At 39.2% G+C, this 16,596-nt stretch carries 20 protein-coding genes; 5 read left to right on the top strand and 15 right to left on the bottom strand.

What is annotated here, in order from left to right; translation table 11 throughout:
• Positions 1–15 precede the first annotated feature (15 nt).
• The 6 genes from Q0X89_RS10755 to Q0X89_RS10730 all read right to left on the bottom strand — a co-directional run bounded on the left by Q0X89_RS10755 (position 16) and on the right by Q0X89_RS10730 (position 6,042).
• Positions 16–1,584: an aryl-sulfate sulfotransferase gene (locus Q0X89_RS10755; RefSeq protein ID WP_297693976.1), complete on the bottom strand. Its 1,569-nt coding sequence runs from the start codon at positions 1,582–1,584 to the stop codon at positions 16–18.
• A gap of 77 nt (positions 1,585–1,661) precedes the next feature.
• A complete protein-coding gene (locus tag Q0X89_RS10750; RefSeq protein WP_297693974.1) occupies positions 1,662–2,321 on the bottom strand; it encodes a DUF1080 domain-containing protein in 660 nt (219 codons plus the stop codon).
• Positions 2,322–2,356: 35 nt separating this feature from the next.
• The gene (locus Q0X89_RS10745) at positions 2,357–3,334 is read right to left on the bottom strand and encodes a sugar phosphate isomerase/epimerase (RefSeq protein WP_297693972.1); all 978 of its coding nucleotides are present in this window, start codon (positions 3,332–3,334) and stop codon (positions 2,357–2,359) included.
• Between the two features lie 152 nt (positions 3,335–3,486).
• Positions 3,487–4,761: an APC family permease gene (locus Q0X89_RS10740; RefSeq protein ID WP_297694005.1), complete on the bottom strand. Its 1,275-nt coding sequence runs from the start codon at positions 4,759–4,761 to the stop codon at positions 3,487–3,489.
• Positions 4,762–4,892: 131 nt separating this feature from the next.
• Positions 4,893–5,603, bottom strand: coding sequence for a hypothetical protein (locus Q0X89_RS10735; protein ID WP_297693970.1), 711 nt, complete (start codon positions 5,601–5,603; stop codon positions 4,893–4,895).
• A gap of 262 nt (positions 5,604–5,865) precedes the next feature.
• Positions 5,866–6,042: a hypothetical protein gene (locus Q0X89_RS10730; protein ID WP_297693968.1), complete on the bottom strand. Its 177-nt coding sequence runs from the start codon at positions 6,040–6,042 to the stop codon at positions 5,866–5,868.
• 188 nt (positions 6,043–6,230) lie between these two features.
• Here Q0X89_RS10730 and Q0X89_RS10725 point away from each other — a divergent pair, with 188 nt between their 5' ends.
• The 3 genes from Q0X89_RS10725 to Q0X89_RS10715 all read left to right on the top strand — a co-directional run bounded on the left by Q0X89_RS10725 (position 6,231) and on the right by Q0X89_RS10715 (position 9,247).
• Positions 6,231–7,346 carry a Gfo/Idh/MocA family oxidoreductase gene (locus Q0X89_RS10725; protein WP_297693966.1) on the top strand — a complete coding sequence of 372 codons (1,116 nt, stop codon included), beginning with the start codon at positions 6,231–6,233 and terminating at the stop codon, positions 7,344–7,346.
• Positions 7,347–7,424: 78 nt separating this feature from the next.
• A complete protein-coding gene (locus Q0X89_RS10720; protein ID WP_297693964.1) occupies positions 7,425–8,741 on the top strand; it encodes a PQQ-dependent sugar dehydrogenase in 1,317 nt (438 codons plus the stop codon).
• A 5-nt stretch (positions 8,742–8,746) separates the two neighbouring features.
• Positions 8,747–9,247: a cytochrome c gene (locus tag Q0X89_RS10715; protein ID WP_297693962.1), complete on the top strand. Its 501-nt coding sequence runs from the start codon at positions 8,747–8,749 to the stop codon at positions 9,245–9,247.
• A gap of 17 nt (positions 9,248–9,264) precedes the next feature.
• On the opposite strand, the gene Q0X89_RS10710 is transcribed toward Q0X89_RS10715, so the two are convergent.
• From Q0X89_RS10710 to Q0X89_RS10690, 5 genes are all read right to left on the bottom strand, one after another.
• The gene (locus tag Q0X89_RS10710; RefSeq protein WP_297693960.1) at positions 9,265–10,017 is read right to left on the bottom strand and encodes an SDR family oxidoreductase; all 753 of its coding nucleotides are present in this window, start codon (positions 10,015–10,017) and stop codon (positions 9,265–9,267) included.
• Positions 10,018–10,030: 13 nt separating this feature from the next.
• Positions 10,031–10,828, bottom strand: coding sequence for a DUF1080 domain-containing protein (locus Q0X89_RS10705; protein ID WP_297693958.1), 798 nt, complete (start codon positions 10,826–10,828; stop codon positions 10,031–10,033).
• 141 nt (positions 10,829–10,969) lie between these two features.
• Positions 10,970–11,179 carry a DUF6327 family protein gene (locus tag Q0X89_RS10700; protein WP_297693956.1) on the bottom strand — a complete coding sequence of 70 codons (210 nt, stop codon included), beginning with the start codon at positions 11,177–11,179 and terminating at the stop codon, positions 10,970–10,972.
• Positions 11,180–11,527, bottom strand: coding sequence for a hypothetical protein (locus tag Q0X89_RS10695; RefSeq protein ID WP_297693954.1), 348 nt, complete (start codon positions 11,525–11,527; stop codon positions 11,180–11,182). It abuts the gene before it with no gap.
• Positions 11,527–11,859: a YtxH domain-containing protein gene (locus Q0X89_RS10690; RefSeq protein ID WP_297693952.1), complete on the bottom strand. Its 333-nt coding sequence runs from the start codon at positions 11,857–11,859 to the stop codon at positions 11,527–11,529. The genes Q0X89_RS10695 and Q0X89_RS10690 overlap by 1 nt, the downstream gene beginning before the upstream one ends.
• 149 nt (positions 11,860–12,008) lie before the next feature.
• Here Q0X89_RS10690 and Q0X89_RS10685 point away from each other — a divergent pair, with 149 nt between their 5' ends.
• Complete coding sequence (locus tag Q0X89_RS10685) at positions 12,009–12,977, top strand: aldo/keto reductase (RefSeq protein ID WP_297693950.1); 969 nt, start codon at positions 12,009–12,011, stop codon at positions 12,975–12,977.
• Positions 12,978–13,221: 244 nt separating this feature from the next.
• Here Q0X89_RS10685 and Q0X89_RS18060 read toward each other — a convergent pair whose 3' ends face one another.
• Positions 13,222–13,566: a DoxX family protein gene (locus Q0X89_RS18060; RefSeq protein ID WP_367177043.1), complete on the bottom strand. Its 345-nt coding sequence runs from the start codon at positions 13,564–13,566 to the stop codon at positions 13,222–13,224.
• Between the two features lie 89 nt (positions 13,567–13,655).
• Here Q0X89_RS18060 and Q0X89_RS10680 point away from each other — a divergent pair, with 89 nt between their 5' ends.
• A complete protein-coding gene (locus Q0X89_RS10680) occupies positions 13,656–14,033 on the top strand; it encodes a DoxX family protein (RefSeq protein ID WP_297693948.1) in 378 nt (125 codons plus the stop codon).
• 250 nt (positions 14,034–14,283) lie between these two features.
• On the opposite strand, the gene Q0X89_RS10675 is transcribed toward Q0X89_RS10680, so the two are convergent.
• The 3 genes from Q0X89_RS10675 to Q0X89_RS10665 form a co-directional block, all read right to left on the bottom strand.
• Positions 14,284–15,816 (bottom strand): cryptochrome/photolyase family protein, encoded by a 1,533-nt coding sequence (locus Q0X89_RS10675; protein ID WP_297693946.1) that lies wholly within the window; start codon positions 15,814–15,816, stop codon positions 14,284–14,286.
• A gap of 156 nt (positions 15,817–15,972) precedes the next feature.
• On the bottom strand, positions 15,973–16,137 hold the full coding sequence (locus Q0X89_RS10670) for a Lacal_2735 family protein (RefSeq protein ID WP_297693944.1): 165 nt from the start codon (positions 16,135–16,137) through the stop codon (positions 15,973–15,975).
• Positions 16,138–16,457: 320 nt separating this feature from the next.
• Positions 16,458–16,596 (bottom strand): family 1 glycosylhydrolase (locus Q0X89_RS10665; RefSeq protein ID WP_297694003.1); only part of this gene is annotated, 139 nt, incomplete at its 5' end.

Raw genomic sequence — 16,596 nt, 5'->3', positions numbered from 1 at the left:
CTTAGTTTATCAAAATTAAGTCTTCTTGTCCTCTTCAGGTGGTGGTGGCGGCATTACAAATGGCTCGGGTTGAGGATCCAGAGGTTTTAATTCTTTTCCTTGTAAAGCCGGATGATCTGCCGGGACAAAAGTTGCCCTGAATATGAAATAGGTATCAGGCATAATATCTACAGGATCTCCGTTCGGTTTGTGGATGTTGCCACGATAGGGAACTAAATATTCCCAAACGATATCCCGGTCAGGGGTTACTTCAAACAAACGGCCCTTTGGCCCCTCATTAATAAATGTATTACCATTTTCCATACGGTGTGCCCCGGAAACAAAACTACCATAAAATGAGATAGTATCCTTGGCCACATAAGTCCATACGGTTTCTTCTTCCGGCCCAACACGGTCATTTGCCATCATTTTATAATTTCCATCTTCCATCAAACCGGGATCAAGTTCGTATATGGCTGAATAATGCAGACTATCCGGCCCCATTGGGATATCATTATTATAAAGAGTAAGATTTCCTTCCCCTGGCTTTCCCTTTTCAATCCATCGAATATCGTGCTGGTAAAAGAGCTTGCGGTCTGTTGAATCACCCATATGATAATTTTCGGGATTCCCCCAACGGAATAATATATCGCCACCCTTTCCACTGTTGCCACCTTCGTGGCCTGCTGCTTCTTCAGTAGATACGCTGTGGTCAATTATAAATACTTCGCTCAGCTCAGGTGAACTAAAAGCGATTTGATCTAATTCTTCATTATAGTTAATTGCATTAATATGAAAGATATCTGAATAGGGGTTATCAAGAGTAAGGTTTCTACCACCCTTTCCCGTAGCTTTTAAAATGTCCAGGCTGTCCTGGGTTATGGCAGGTGGAATGGAATCTCCCAGGTTAAAACTTACCAATTCAGGATGTTCTGCAACATTCCCATAATTGGCTTTGGATTCATCATAATCCTGAATCAGATGATCTTCAATGCGCCATTCCCATACAATTTTGCCTCCACTATTACCCTGGGGCTCAATTTCTATAATTTTTTCCATCCACGGTCCTGACCTTGGGATGAGCTCAGGTTTTCTTCCCCGAGCCAGTGCATAGTCATAAGAAGAGGTTTCGTATGCTATGGCCAGAATATTGCCATTGGGCAGTACCGCAAAATCGTGATGTAATATTTGCGTAGTATCTGCATATTCATAATCCCACAAAATTTTCCCATCCCAGCTAATTTTTTGGATTCGTCCGTAAGGCCCTCCAAAACCAAATACAGGGAAATCCGGATCATCCTCACCCAGCACTATGGAACCATCATCCTGGAGATAGGGATTGAATGCTCCATATGTGCCTTTCCATTCATGCACTACTTCTCCTTTTCTATTTACTAGATAGGTGTAAGGAGAATTAGCAGCTGAGAACATTGCATAGCCGGGACTAAGGCCTTCTGTTGTTTTGGTTAATCCGCGGGGGATATAGTGACCAAACATATTTCGGTCCTTTTTGTCGGATTCTTTGTCAGCGGTTTGTTTGTCACCACAGTTAAAAACCAGGGCTATAAATAGAAGTACACTGAAATAACTTAGAATTTTTTTCATTGATTTTGGTTTGGTTGATAAAGATTCTTTAAAATTAAAAATAAGCTATTAATATAATATTCGGAATTCAAGATAAATCAGGGCAAAGGACGGACCATAATATCTTTATAAAAAACAATGCTTCCGGGGTCATGCCCCTGTAAAGCAAAAGTACCTGTGCTAAGCACCCTGTATATGCCGTCTCCTTCCCGAAAAGGTTTTTCAGGTTCTGTATAATCAACGACTACGATATCATTTATTTTTATAATAATGCGCTTGCCTTCTACTTTTATATATTCCGTATACCATTCATTATCTCTTGCATAATTTTCCTTGATATCCACTATTCCATAAAGACTTCCTGTTCTTTTCCAATCGCCCTGTGAGTTATTCACCTGCGCTTCATAACCGTATAAGGGCCATCCATCTTCCTGATATTTAGTATGGAAATAAATACCTGAATTTGCTCCTGGTTTGGTCATTACTTTTGCTTTGAATTCAAAATTCTGAAACTGGTGATTTTCCACATCGCCAGCATAGAACAAATGTGCCCTCTCACCGTCAACTTTTATGGTACCATCTTCTACAGAAAATGTAGAAGCGTTAACCCCAACCTTCCACCCCTCAAGGTCTTTCCCATTAAATAGCGAAATCCAGGCGCTACCATCATTGCTTTTCATTTCCTGCGCTAAAGACGGGGTACAAATTCCCAGACAAAGAAGGAGAATAATCATATAGTTTAATCTTAGTTTCATCATGATTTAAGTTTATGGTGTGAGTATCAGGATTTGAATTACATTTTTGCGAGTGCTCTTTCAACTACCCTATAGGTCTTCTCATAACTATTTTTCAGCATGGTCTCCGCATCCATCGATTCCCAATATTCTTTATTGAAAAGCTCTACGGAAAACCCGCCCCTGAAGCCGGACTTATATAACTTTGGAATAAGTATGTTAAACGGACATACGCCTTCTCCCGGTAAAACCCTGTCGGAGTCTTTTAATAATTCATAAGATGGGCTTGATGGGTAATCGTTTATGTGCATTACCGGCAGTCTTTGTCCGTTCAGAATATCAATAGTATCCCAATCATTCCCGCCGCGGTGTACATGATAAAAATCGAGCAATATTGTGGCCTTTGGGTGCCCGGTGGCGATAGCAATATGAGCACAATCGGCTACTTTATTGAGAGCGCCCATTCCCCAAAGTTCGAGTATTGGTGTCACCCCGGTTTCATCGCCGAGATTAAGGATCGCATTATAACGTTCGGCGTAATCATCAAATTTGTTGCTATCCAAAGATTCAATTCCCTGAACTGGGGCTGCTATATATTTTCCTCCCATGGCAGCAATAATCATCATCTCCTCCCGCAATTGTTCCAGGGCTTTTTCCCTTTCATCAGGAATATCACTGCACCATTTTGAAAAGCCTATAATATTTTCCAGTATCACCCCCCTGTCTTCCAGTTTTCTTCTTAACTCTTCAGCTTTGCCTCCTTTTTCCAAATATGCCTGTATGTCGCGCATCCAGAGTTCAACTCCGTCAAATCCGGCATCGGCAATCATATCAATTTGGACATCAACATCTAATTTGTAATGTAAAAGGGTAGAGGTATTCAAGCTTATTCTTACGGGCAGTTTCTTTTTTAATGAAGTATTTTCAACATACGGCAGGTCCTGTTCACTAGAATTAAAGGCATACCCGCCTATTGCTGCCAACGAAACCTTCAGACTTGTTGACAGGGCTTTTCTTCTGGAAATTTTATTTTTCATTATTCACGCGCTTATTCAGTTATTCCACACCAAATCATTGGCTGACTTAAAATCTTACATTAAAACAGGTATAATAGGAATTGAGTAAGGGATCATTACCATGAGGATTAAGATAACCAATTTATACCTAAACAGAAATTATAATTATATTTTCAGGAATATTTGGAAACCTTTTTATTAATAAAATAGGTAAGCACCCCAACAACTAATATTATAAGACCAATAATACTTTCTAAAGGTTTATCAATCAATAGATAAATTAAGACCCAAATACTAAATAAAATAAAGACTATTGGAAGTAATGGATAAAAAGGTGTTTTGAAGTATGCTGAAGCAGGTTCCTTTTTTCGCAATACAAAAACACCTGTTACCGTGAGGGCAGCGCTTAATTGCAAGATAAAACCACAATATAACAGTACGCTTTCGAAGGTGCCTGTGAGTACATAGATGATACTTAGCACCGCCTGAAACCAAACAGCCGCGACGGGAAGATTGTTTTTATTAGTCTTCCGTAAAAAATGCCAAACCTTGTAATCTTTGCTCATAGCCTGCGAAACCCTTGGCCCTACCCAGATCATGGCGCTGATTCCGGAGATTAAGAAGAATGATATTAGGATATTTATAGTTTTTGCTCCCTGAATACCAAACAAATTTGTAGCATAAACATGTCCAATGTCCAGTTGCCCTTGTAATTCGCCCAAAGCTCCGTGTTTAAGAAATACGAACTGTAAGAGGACGTATAAAAGGGTTACCAGAATAGTACCTCTTACCAGTGCTTTAGGAAGAGTAATTCTTGGCTTATCTATCTCTTCAATGACATATGCTGCAGCATTCCATCCTGTATAGGAATAACTCACATATACAAAAGCTATCGCAAATGACGGAGTTAGAATCTCTGTTACCCAGGTATTAGAAAAATCCAAAGCAGAATCAACTTCTGTATAATAAAGGCCAATAAGGATAAGAGAAATAACCAATAAGACCTTGAACCAGGTTGCAAATGATTGAAATCTGCTACTTACATTAAGATTAAAGGAGTGTATAACAGATAATATTAGTATTACAGAAACGGCTAGTAAGGCATTGTTAATATCCAATACATTTCCCAGATATACTCCCAGCGCCATAGCAGCCAGGGCTACAGGAGCCGCGAAGCCCACAGTTAGTGAAATCCAGCCCGAAAGATATCCAATCAACGGATTAAACAATTTTGACAGAAATATATACTCTCCGCCAGATTTATTAATGGCACTTCCTATCTCGGCATAACAAAAAGCCCCTGTAATTGCCATGACACCACCCAAAGTCCAAAGCAATAGAATGGACCATGTATTGGTCACATCCTGAAGTTGAAACCCCAGGCTTGTAAACACCCCGGTGCCGATCATATTGGCAACCACTAGTGCCGCGGCAACCTTCCAGCCTATTTTGTTCTTTATTTTATCCAGGTTCTAATACTTAAAGTCATAATTCCGATTCTCTATTGTTATTTCCAATAATTAAGTTTACAAAAAAAGCCCCTTATTACGAAAGGGGCTTTTATTTTTAATTGATGCTTTTACCATTTGCCTAACAGGATCCTTGTCCCTGTGCGTATTACGGATACCCCCCCATTATTTTCACCAAATTCTTTCCAGGCTTTCTTACGCGCTTCAACCTGATCCGGAGTAAGAAGCGCATCAATACCTGCCATGGCCGATTTAAAATCTTTATAACCCTGAATAACCATATGAGTCTCGCCATGCGGTGAACGACCAGAAGAGATACTTCCTAAAACAGTTAGTCTTACATCTGATTTAAACGAAGAAAAATATTTTTCCCTGGCTGGCAAAAAGGCGCCGGGATCTTTCACATGAATGTAGATATAATTTTGAATGGGCCAAACATTACCTTCTGTAGCCGGCCCATGGGTAGCAATTCCACGCCCCATAAAAGAACTAAAGGAACCTTCGATATGTTGGTTTACCCTTGTTAAAAACAAGTCCCAGGAATCGCTCTGAGCCCCGGAATATTGATTTCCCATGGCATCCAGGGAACCTGAAAATCCAATGGAATGGCTATAGTTATTATCGCCGTCACTAAAGTGGTTCTCAAAAAAACGAACAGTAACACCATCATTTTTATGTTCTTTAAAATAGTCTTCTACAAGTTTTAATACTGTAGCCTCATTTTCAGGCTCCACACTAAAATTGTAATAGGTCCAATAGAAATCCTGAGCGCTAATAGTGAAGGTCACTAGCAGCAGTGAAGTAAGAATTAATTTTTTCATTTTGTTTTGGTTTTAGTTGATTTTTAAAAGGTACTTAAAAAAAACCATTTATGGTATATAAACACATAAAATACAAGCTTTTACATTGGTGACATTTACTTAGTTAGCCCAACAATTCAGTAAGGGTTGATCAGCTATGGATTTAAGTTGTTCCCAATACTTGGCAGAAGAGGAGAATTCAGGAAAGGCAGTGGAGAATCAGCGTGTTTAATAACGCATTAAATACAAATAATGAATTTAAAAATTAAATGAAAATCAATATTTACCTGGCTGCAATAGTAGAGTCCATATTACCCATGGAAGCAGCTATAGCATGCTCAGCTTTTAGAAGTAATTCCGGGACATACTCTTTATAAAAAAGAATGACTACAGCAATAAGTAACACAGATAGTACTGCTGTTAGAATCCGGGCCGAAAGTAATTTTTCTGAAGCTTCCATAAAAAAATTTATCTTAAAGATGGTTCCATAAAGGTAGGAATATTTAAAGCATTTAACAAATTCTTAACATATCAAATTTAAGGGAACCTTTCAATGAGTCATTAGGAGTACTATTACATATTTTTTAATTGATTTAGCGATCAATTAAATTAATTCTTATGTTTATATAAATTGAAAAAAATATCTATATGAGTTCACGCAGAGAATTTGTACAAAAAATTTCCACTTCGGCCCTGGGATTACCAGTTTTATTAAATTCAAGCAGTCTTTTTGCGTATACTAACGATCACTATGATGGCCCGCTATTACGGGTTGCAATAATGGGCTTAGGGAGTTACGGAACACGGGTTGCAGAAGCAATGCAAAGCTGCAGGAAAGCCAAACTGGTGGGAGTGATTAGTGGAACACCTTCCAAAGTTACCAGGTGGCAGTCAAAGTATGACATTCCGGATAAAAACTGCTACAACTATAAAAATTTTGATGAGATAAAGGACAACCCGGATATTGATGCGGTTTATGTCATTACTCCAAACGGACTGCACTGTGAGTTTACCCTGCGGGTTGCCAGGGGAGGCAAACATGTTATTTGCGAAAAGCCAATGGGCATAAACGCCAAGGAGGGCCAGGAGATGGTAGATGCCTGTAAGGCCGCCAATGTTAAATTGCTAATAGGATACCGCATGCATTTCGAAGCTAAAACCCTCAAAATTGTTGGGATGAGAAAGAAAGGAGAATTTGGTAAAATTATTTTCTTCCAGGGGCAATCGGGCTTTATAATCGGAGATCCCAATCAATGGAGATTGAATAAAAAACTATCAGGAGGTGGCGCAATGATGGATATTGGCATCTATTCCATTAATGGAGCACGATATATGATAGGCGAAGAACCTGTGTGGGTCACTGCCCAGGAAACTAAAAACGATCCCGTCAAATTCAAGGAAGGAATAGATGAGACCATTCAGTTTCAAATGGGATTTCCCGGTGGTGCTGTGGCCTCCTGCCTTTCTACCTATGCTGTAAACCATCTGGATAGATTTTACCTTGCAGGTATAGATGGTTGGGCAGAAATGCAGCCGTCTACGGGTTACGGACCAATCAAAGCCCGCACGCACAAGGGGGAACTGACGGACCCTCATATTACGCATCAGACTGTACAAATGGATGAAATGGCAGGTATAATATTAGAGAACAAACAGCCCGTGATTCCTGTAGATGGTGAAGAAGGCGTAAAAGACATGAAAATTATAGATGCCATATATAAGGCGGTAAAAACCGGAAAGAAGATAGCTTTGACCTCATCTTGATTTCCTAAAAAATATCTGCATCTTAAATATAGAAGGCGATAAAATTGTATACATTTAGGGGCCATAAATTCAAATAGTATGTTGGGAAATACACAGAAATTACATGATCTAATTACAAAATTCCTTTTTTTTATCCTTGTACTACTGGCATTTTCTGCCTGCAGGCAGAAACAGGAAATTACTGAAGGGAGAGCCGATTTGGCCATAAGCCCTGATAACGCAGGGATTAAGGTGCCTGATGGTTTTGGCGTCATAAAGGTTGCGGATTCCCTGGGGGCTCCCCGTCATATTGCAGTTAATTCTAACGGGGCCATCTACCTCAAGTTGAGAAAACCAATTGATGGCGAAGGTATTCTTTACCTCGAAGACCAGGATGGGGATGGGATAGCTGATACAAAAAAGGGTTTTGCGGATTATGGTGGAACAGGAATTTATGTAGATGACAATTATTTATACGCCTCATCTGACGAAGAGATTTTCAGGTATAAACTAAATGCCGATGGGGAAGTAACAGAACCCTATACCGCGGACACTCTGGTTACTGATTTGGTCGCTTATAGAACTCATGCTACAAAATCTTTTACCCTTGATGGAGAAGGAAATATCTATGTCAATATAGGGGCGTATTCCAACGCATGCCAGGAGGAAGACCGGACTTTAGGTTCTCCCGGGGTAATGCCTTGCGCAATACTCGATTCTGCCGGTGGTATTTGGAAATTCAGAGCTGATAAATTTAAGCAGTCCTATGCTGAAGGGAAGAGATATGCCACGGGCCTACGTAATGTGGTAGGGCTCGATTGGAATTTTAAACTAAATAAACTGGTAGTTACTCAACATGGGAGAGATCAGTTGAATACACTCTACCCCGACCTTTTTGACCAAAAGACTTCAGCCAACTTACCTGCAGAAACCATGTATATAATTAATGAAGATGATGATGCGGGATGGCCGTATATTTATTATGATCACTATCAGAATAAGAAAATACTATCACCCGAGTATGGGGGAGATGGCAAAAAAACAGCGGGTGAAAATGCCATAGATCCTATCGCTACTTTTCCTGCACATATTGCTCCTAACGCCTTGCTTTTCTATACCGGAGAAATGTTTCCGGAGGAATACAAAAATGGTGCTTTTATTGCGTTTCATGGTTCCTGGAACCGGGCACCTGAAAAACAGGAAGGATTTTTAGTTGCCTTTGTACCATTTATGAACGGAAAACCCAGTGGGGAATGGCAGGTTTTTGCTGATGGCTTTGCCGGGCTGGAAGAAGTTTTTTCGCCAAGTGAGGCAAAACACAGGCCTACCGGTTTGGCGCAGGGCCCTGATGGTTCCCTTTACGTATCGGATGATTCCGGCGGCACTTTGTTCAGGATTGTTTACACCGAACAATAGGAAAAATGGTTAATATCAAATTGCTGAAGGATATTATTCCAGGGTTTAGTTTTGTGCTTACTACAATTTTTTTGTTGAATAGTTGTAATTCTTCCGGAAAGAAGAAGGAATCTTCCACAAACACTAACATACAAAATGTCTCAAAACCAGTTACCAAAGCTGAACTGCCTCCCTATCTTTCAGAAGGTAAAAAGGTATACAGGCAGGTGTGCTTAACTTGTCATCAGGCCAATGGCGGAGGGGTACCCGGATTAAATCCTCCTCTTATAAAAACGGACTATGTGCTGGGAGACAAGAATACCTTGTTGGAGATTATTATTAAAGGATCCGAAGCGGACCTGGCACGCGATAAATCTGAATATGCCAATGTAATGCAGGGTTATGGAATGTTGGGTGATGAAGACATAGCTAATGTAGCATCTTATATCAGGAATAGTTTTGGGAATAAAGCAGAACCCATTACAGCCAGTGAAGTGGCTGCCTTCAGATCAGCAATTAAAAAATAAATGGCCTGGTCACACTTTTAACCCCTGCCAATATAAGGCATTTGGTTGGCCATTATTGTAAGAAAAGGAACATTGGTATTTAGAGGTAAACCGGCCATATAAACTATGCTCCTCCCTACATCTTCAGGGCGCATTGTAGGTTCTGTTTTGTAGGAACCATCGGCCTGGAGTGTTCCTTTCTCAATTTTTTTTGTCATTTCACTTTGTGAATTACCAATATCAATCTGACCACAGGCAATGTTGTAGGCACGGCCATCGAGGGAAGCAGATCTGGTTAAACCTGTAACGGCATGCTTACTTGCGGTATAGGGCGCAGATAAAGGCCGGGGTACATGGGCTGAAAGTGAACCGTTGTTTATTATTCGCCCTCCCATGGGATCCTGAGATTTCATTATCCTGAACGCCTCTTGTGTACAGAAAAAGACACCGTTTAAATTCGTGTCTATCACATTCTTCCATTCTTCTATGGTAAGTTCTTCCATTGGTTTTACCGGAGCACTAACTCCGGCATTATTGAAAAGTAAATCCAGGCGACCATAGGCTTTCAGAGTTTGGTCAAATAGATTTTTAACACTTCGAGGATCTTTAACATCAGTTGGTATTGCCAGTACTTCGCTCATAGTACATAAAGCTGCAGTTTCGGCGAGGTTTTTTTCCCGCCTGCCGGCAAGTATTACATTCCAGCCATCCCAATTGAGCGCTATAGCTACTGCCTTACCAATACCTGTCCCGGCACCGGTTACTATGGCAATTTTGGATTTCTTTGTCATCTTAAATTTGAGTTTAATATTTTAAAAGTGCTATTTTTCTGAAATCTATTGGATGTCCATTGGATTGCAATGAAATATATCCATCTTTCACCCGGGATTCACCATTTACAATTAGTGTTTTAGCTATCTCATGTTCAGGGTTAAAAGTTGGGTTGGCGTAGCTCAATATCTCTTCCCCATTGACATAGTGGGTTATAATATTCTCTTTTACATCAATTTCCAGGGTTACCCATTGATCCCCATGAAAAGTTCTTTTTACAATGGGAGGGGTACAATAACCCGTATTTTTTTGCCCGTTGAGCTCTACAAACATACCGTTCGCACAAACCGCTCCTACCGGTCTTTCGTCAGTTCCATTACCACCATGAAGGTTGTATTCCAGGGAAACAGGAAATGGTTGTTCTGGTTTAAGAGATGCCGGAGACTGAGAATGAAACTGAACACCACTATCTCTAAACCCCCATTCTGGAGCCCCTGGAGCAGTTTCTCCAACAAATCTGTACTCCACCTTCAACCTGTAGTTAGCTAATTTTTCATTAAAATATAAAGCTCCAAACCTGTTATCAAAGTCGTCGCCATAAGCGTCATAGCGAAGACTTAAAATACCATCTGAAACCCTGAATGTGTTACCGAAATTTTCTCCTAAAGGATAACCTATAATTCTCATGGTCCATCCATCCAGGTCGGTCCCGTTAAACAAAGGCTGCCAATTGTTCAGTTCAGTTTTTGGCTCAATAATGTCAGATTTTTTCTCTTTACAGGAGTAAGTGAAGAAAAGACAAAGGAATAACAGATAAATAATACGTTTCATAATGTTGATATATAAAACTGATCCTCTAATTGTAACTAATAAACAGCGCCAGGCAAACCAAGGGAATTTGAAAGGACAATTACTAAAGACTTACCTATACGATAGTTAAACCACCCAATGGGAGTAAAAAGGCAATTACTCTTATTTCTTTTTTGTAAATAGCAAACGAATAAGATAAAGAATACCATATTGTTTTGCCCAGGATAAAACAGGTGCAAACAAATTATGGGGTTGTATACTCTCTTTAAAATCTTCTTTAAGGCCCTTCATTTCTTCCCAGGCAATCTGCCTTTCCAGACTTAACCGTTTCAGGTCGTGGTTAATTTCTTTAAGACTGTTATACTGCTTCATTTAATTAAAATATTGTTTAGACATACTTTTAACAATCAGGTTTTCTATTCGAAACCTAAGAGCATAAATTATGGCCCCCAGCAAACATAATATCCCCGCACTAATTAAACAGGCATAAATCATATTGCCTACAAGGTTATTTAAAGCCAAAGTGCCTGCGACGATCAATAAAATAATTACTAAAAACCCAAGGCTGCCTAGTATTGCGGCTTTGCAAAACATGCTGGTAGTTGCCGTAAGTTGCTGAAATACTTTAAGTTCGTAATACTCCTGGGTTTTACTGATATACTCCTCGCCAAGATTTATGGCTTTGTTAGAAGTCTGATTAAGTGATTCTAGTATACTCATTATGAAGATTTCTGTAATTTTTTGTTCCTGGCTTTTAATTCAGCTAATTTTTTCTCCAAAGCAGAAATAACATCGTCTGCCTTATAGCTCACATCTGAAAGCAGCCTTTCCATCCGGCTCTCCAATGTTTCCGATTCCGAGGCAAGCGCATCCTCAACTCGTTCTTTTAGATCATTTGCGGTTTCAGAAAGATTTGCTCTGGCAGCTTCAGCTTCTTCAGCCAATCTTTTTCGTGTAACCTCTCCTTTTTCAGGCGCAAATAATACGCCAAGTGCAACACCAATAGCCGCACCGGCAATTAATCCAATTAAGGTATTCCCTGAATTATCCATAGTTTGAATTTTAAATTATTTAGATGATGAACTAATAAAGATACGACTTTGGGTTTTAAACATACCTAACCTTAGTCCAAAAGATAAAATTGATTCCATATGATTTATAAAGGATGTTAAGTATCTTTATATGAGCACAAAATTTTGTTATGCAGACACGCAAATTAGGTTATTCGGAGCTTTATCTTACAACCATAGGATTAGGTACCTGGGCTATGGGCGGTGGAGACTGGAAATTTGGCTGGGGCCCCCAGGAAGATAACGCATCAATAAATGCTATTCACACGGCTCTGGACCTTGGCATTAACTGGATAGATACGGCTGCTATCTATGGACATGGCCATGCTGAGGAAGTCGTGGGTAGGGCAATCAAAGGAATCAGGGATGAAGTAATCGTTGCTACCAAATGCGGACGAGTATGGGAGGGCGACAGCCGCGAAATTGGAAAATCACTCATGGCAAAAAGCATAAGACGAGAAGTGGAAGCCAGCCTGAAACGCCTTGCGATAGAAGTTATAGATCTCTATCAGATACACTGGCCGGAACCGGATGAAGAGATTGAGGAAGGATGGGCCGCCATGGCGCAACTTGTTAAAGAGGGGAAAGTACGTTATGTGGGCGTTTCTAATTTTAACCTGGAACAGCTTAAAAGGGCTCAGGCCATACATCCAATAACTTCTCTACAACCTCCTTACAGCATGTTTCGGCGCGAAATTGAGGAAGAAATCATGGCCTATTGCGATAACAATCAAATAGGCATTATTGCTTACAGCCCTATGCAGGCCGGATTGCTCACAGGGAAATTTACCAGGGAAAGAGCAATGGCCTTAAACGACTCGGATTGGCGTAGCAGAAATCCGTTTTTTACTGAACCACAGCTCAGCATCAATCTTGAAACAATAGAACGGCTAAATCAGATAGCAATTGAAGTAAATGTTTCACTCTCTCAGCTTTCCCTGGCGTGGGTACTGCGAAACAAAGAAATGACCTCGGCAATTGTGGGTGCCCGGAACCCCGAGCAGATTCAGGAAACTGCTAAAGCCGCTGAACTTACATTGACTAGAGCCAATATTGAAGCAATAGAAAACATCTTAGATTGGAGGATAAAGAACATATGATTGAGGTCTTTTTTTAACAAGGTATTTAAAAGAAGAAATGGTAACCTATTCTTTCAATTAACTTAACGTCAGGATTTAATATGCCACGTATTTTTGGGCAACCTTTAAAAAGGAAACGTTCTTATTTATGTAGTTTGAGTTAGTTTATAAAAGCAGGTGGGGACATCTGCTTTTTTAGTTTTTTTAATACTTTAATTACAGTGTATAGGTAATGTAAGTTATCTTAATTCTCTCAGAGATTCATTCACATTATGTGAATCAGCGAAGCACCAAAAATAAAAATGTTCAGACACATGAAGAAAATAGCGGGAATAAGTAAATAGGGCTTGTCTTTAATTCTAATTCTTACTATGACCCCTAAGACCATTAGCATTGCAAGTCCACCTGAACCGACCAATGTAAAAGGTGAAATCCAAAAACCGATCATTAAAGAAAAGGAACCTAATAGTTGTAATATGCCGGTCAAGATGCGATATTGTTTCAGCCCATAGCGTTGGAATTCCAAAACCATCTTTTGAGAATACAGGCAATTCACGCCAAAAATGATAAATGAAACAGATGTAAATAAAATTAATATCTTTAGTAGCATAAAAGACAGGTCACAAAATGACAATAATTTTTGTCTGCGTATTTCAGTATTGTGAAGGTAAGGCGGTTTAACTATTAAAATCTTAAAATATGGAGATTAATTATCTTTTAATTGCGATTAAAGTATTCATCTTAATAAGTATACTCAACGTTTGGCTGCTAAGATTTAATAAACCTACGGTATGGCGGGGAGGGTCTGCCCAATCAATGAAGGAGGAATTTAAAACTTACGGGCTTTCCGAAACTATGGTGTACCTGATAGGAGGTCTAAAAATACTTTTTGCTATTCTTATATTCGCGTCCATATGGCTGCCACAACTAGCGGTTCCGGGAGCTGCGGGCATGTCGGTTTTAATGTTGGGAGCTATTGCCATGCATTTTAAAGTCAAAGACCCTCTGAAAAAATCATTCCCTGCCTTTAGCTTTTTAGTCCTATCTGTCATTATTATCGCGATTAATTATTTGTAATCTTTAGATGAAGAGCGATTAGACTTTAGTAATTGCAGTAATTCAGCATTTCGATATCTTGTTGATTTTTCTTTTGCGGGCCGCATTAAAATCTCACTTTGTCAAAACCTCTGGGTTTGTCCTCCTTGGTTTTTCTGCTTCCAGGACATTGAATTGATGATTTGTCGCTTCAGAATGGGTTAGGCCTCTTCAGGGCGTCTCCATTACCCTGCCAATTTAATGTTGTTCGAAGTGTAAAACCAAATTACTCTTAAAAAAGATCGGGATTTTCAATGATCCTGTATGCTCTGTCTTTTAGTTGTTTTAGTTCTTCTGTAGGAATCTTAGAAAGCAGATTGTACATCATTCCCATCCTGTGATTATTTTTGAGATATTCTTTTTTGTCGTTTAGAAAATTCCAATACAAACTATTAAAAGGGCAGGCATCCTCTCCGGTTCTTTTGGTTCTATTGTAGGAACAGTTTTCACAATAATTACCCATTTTGTGTATATAGGACGCTGAGGAAACATAGGGTTTGGTGGCAATAATACCCCCATCTGCGAACTGGCTCATTCCCCTGGTATTTGTAATTTCCACCCATTCTATGGCATCTATATATATTCCCAGATACCACTGATCAACCTGGTCAGGATGAACCTGTGCAAGCAAGGCAAAATTCCCGGTTATCATTAGTCTCTGAATATGATGTGCATAAGCATTGTTCAGGGAATTTTTAATTGACACTGCCAGACAATTCATTTTGGTATCTCCTGTCCAATAAAAATTTGGTAATTTGTTTTGGTTTTCGAGCTTGTTAAATTGCGCATAACCCGGCATTTCTTTCCAATAGACTCCGCGCATATACTCCCTCCATCCTAAAATCTGCCTTACAAAACCTTCAATCTGTGAAATATCTATTTCCAGGCTGTGATTTTCATAATAGGTTATAGCCTCATTAACCACCGTTTTCGGTGAAAATATTTTAGTATTCAAGGCGAATGAAAGCCTGGAATGAAAAAGAAATTCTTCATTGGTATGAAGTGCATCCTGGTAGTCACCAAAATATTGCAACAGGTATTCACAAAAGTATCTCAACTGCTGAATAGCCTGCTCCTCATTAATAGGATAATTGAAAATTGTTCCTTCGAAATGCCCGATAGTTTCTATACCCGCCGATTTTATATCTTCTAAAACCTCGCTCACATCATTTTCAAACAGAATGGGATTTGGAACAGCAGGTTGGCCTTTCCATTTTTTTCTATTGCTTTTATCATAATTCCAGCGGCCTCCCAGAGGTTGCGGCCCATCCATAAGCACATTGTGTTTTTTCCTCATATAGCGATAGAACCGCTCCATGAGAAATTGTTTGCTGTCTTTAAAAAAAAGACGGAGCTCATCTCGTGAGGAATAGAAATGCTCGGTATCACAGGAGTTTGTTTTGATATCTAAGGCATTGCAAAAATCCCTTAGTTGTTTATCCAGCCGGTATTCATCAGGAAGTAAATATTCAAACAGCTCAATCTGGTATTCCTCTATGAGTTTCTTCAGATTGTCTATGAGCTGCTGGGTGTTTTTCTTATCATTTATGCGATAATATATTACGCGATGGCCATTGGATTTCAGGGCTTTTTCAAAATGTCGCATTGCCGAAAAAAATCCAATTACTTTCTGAATATGCTGCTTCACATAGTCCGTTTCCTGCCGCATCTCAAACATTACATAAATGTGGTCGTCGTTAACTTGGTTAAACCAGCTATGGTGTCTGTTCAGCTGATCTCCAAGGATTAGGCGTAGTGTTTTCATTAAAAAAGTGTTTTGATACCGTGTATTTCTGATATTCGTCACAGGGATATGAGAAAAGGATCTGAGAAGCCTTTAGTTATCAGCCCCATCCTTTTGCTAAACGGACTAATTTATGCCGGGAGAGCCTTTTTTCCGATAAACCACAGGTAAATAAATTCAGTCCAATATTTCAATTTGCAACATCACCAACTCTGCTTCATAAATTTTAGCGTCGCCCAGTTTACGGTTCGTTTGAGATAATTGATGGGCCTCGGCCATTAGTTTTTTATATTTATTTTGAAGGACTTCTTTTTCCGACTTCTTTTTGAATAAATTGAACATAAATGAAAATTTAGTAAATAATTAAAATGATAGAAAAAATTATTCATGTAAAATTATCTATTTTGTTTAGGATAAGGTGTTAATAATTAAACAAAATTTAAAAAAGTAATAATTTTGTTTAATCGAGCGCTCTTTTTTAATTACTTATGTAACAGCACAAATGGTAACCTATTCTTTCAATTAACTTAATGTCAGGATGGCAAAAGCATCTTATTTTTCCGCAGCCTTTAAAAAGGAAACGTTCTTATTTATGTAGTTAGAATTAGTTTAAAAAAGCAGGTGGGGATACCTGCTTTTTTAGTTTCCAATTGTTAAGTGAATTAATTTTTATCCTCTCTCAAAAACTCCATAAACCATTTCCCTGAGGACTTAATTATTCTCTTTTGGCTATCAAAATCCACATATACCAACCCAAACCTCGGATGGTATCCTTCTGCCCATTCAAAATTATCAATTAAA

It is taken from the genome of uncultured Eudoraea sp. (genome assembly GCF_947258525.1).
Lineage (GTDB): Bacteria > Bacteroidota > Bacteroidia > Flavobacteriales > Flavobacteriaceae > Eudoraea.
This window is presented reverse-complemented; position numbering and strand designations above follow the sequence as displayed.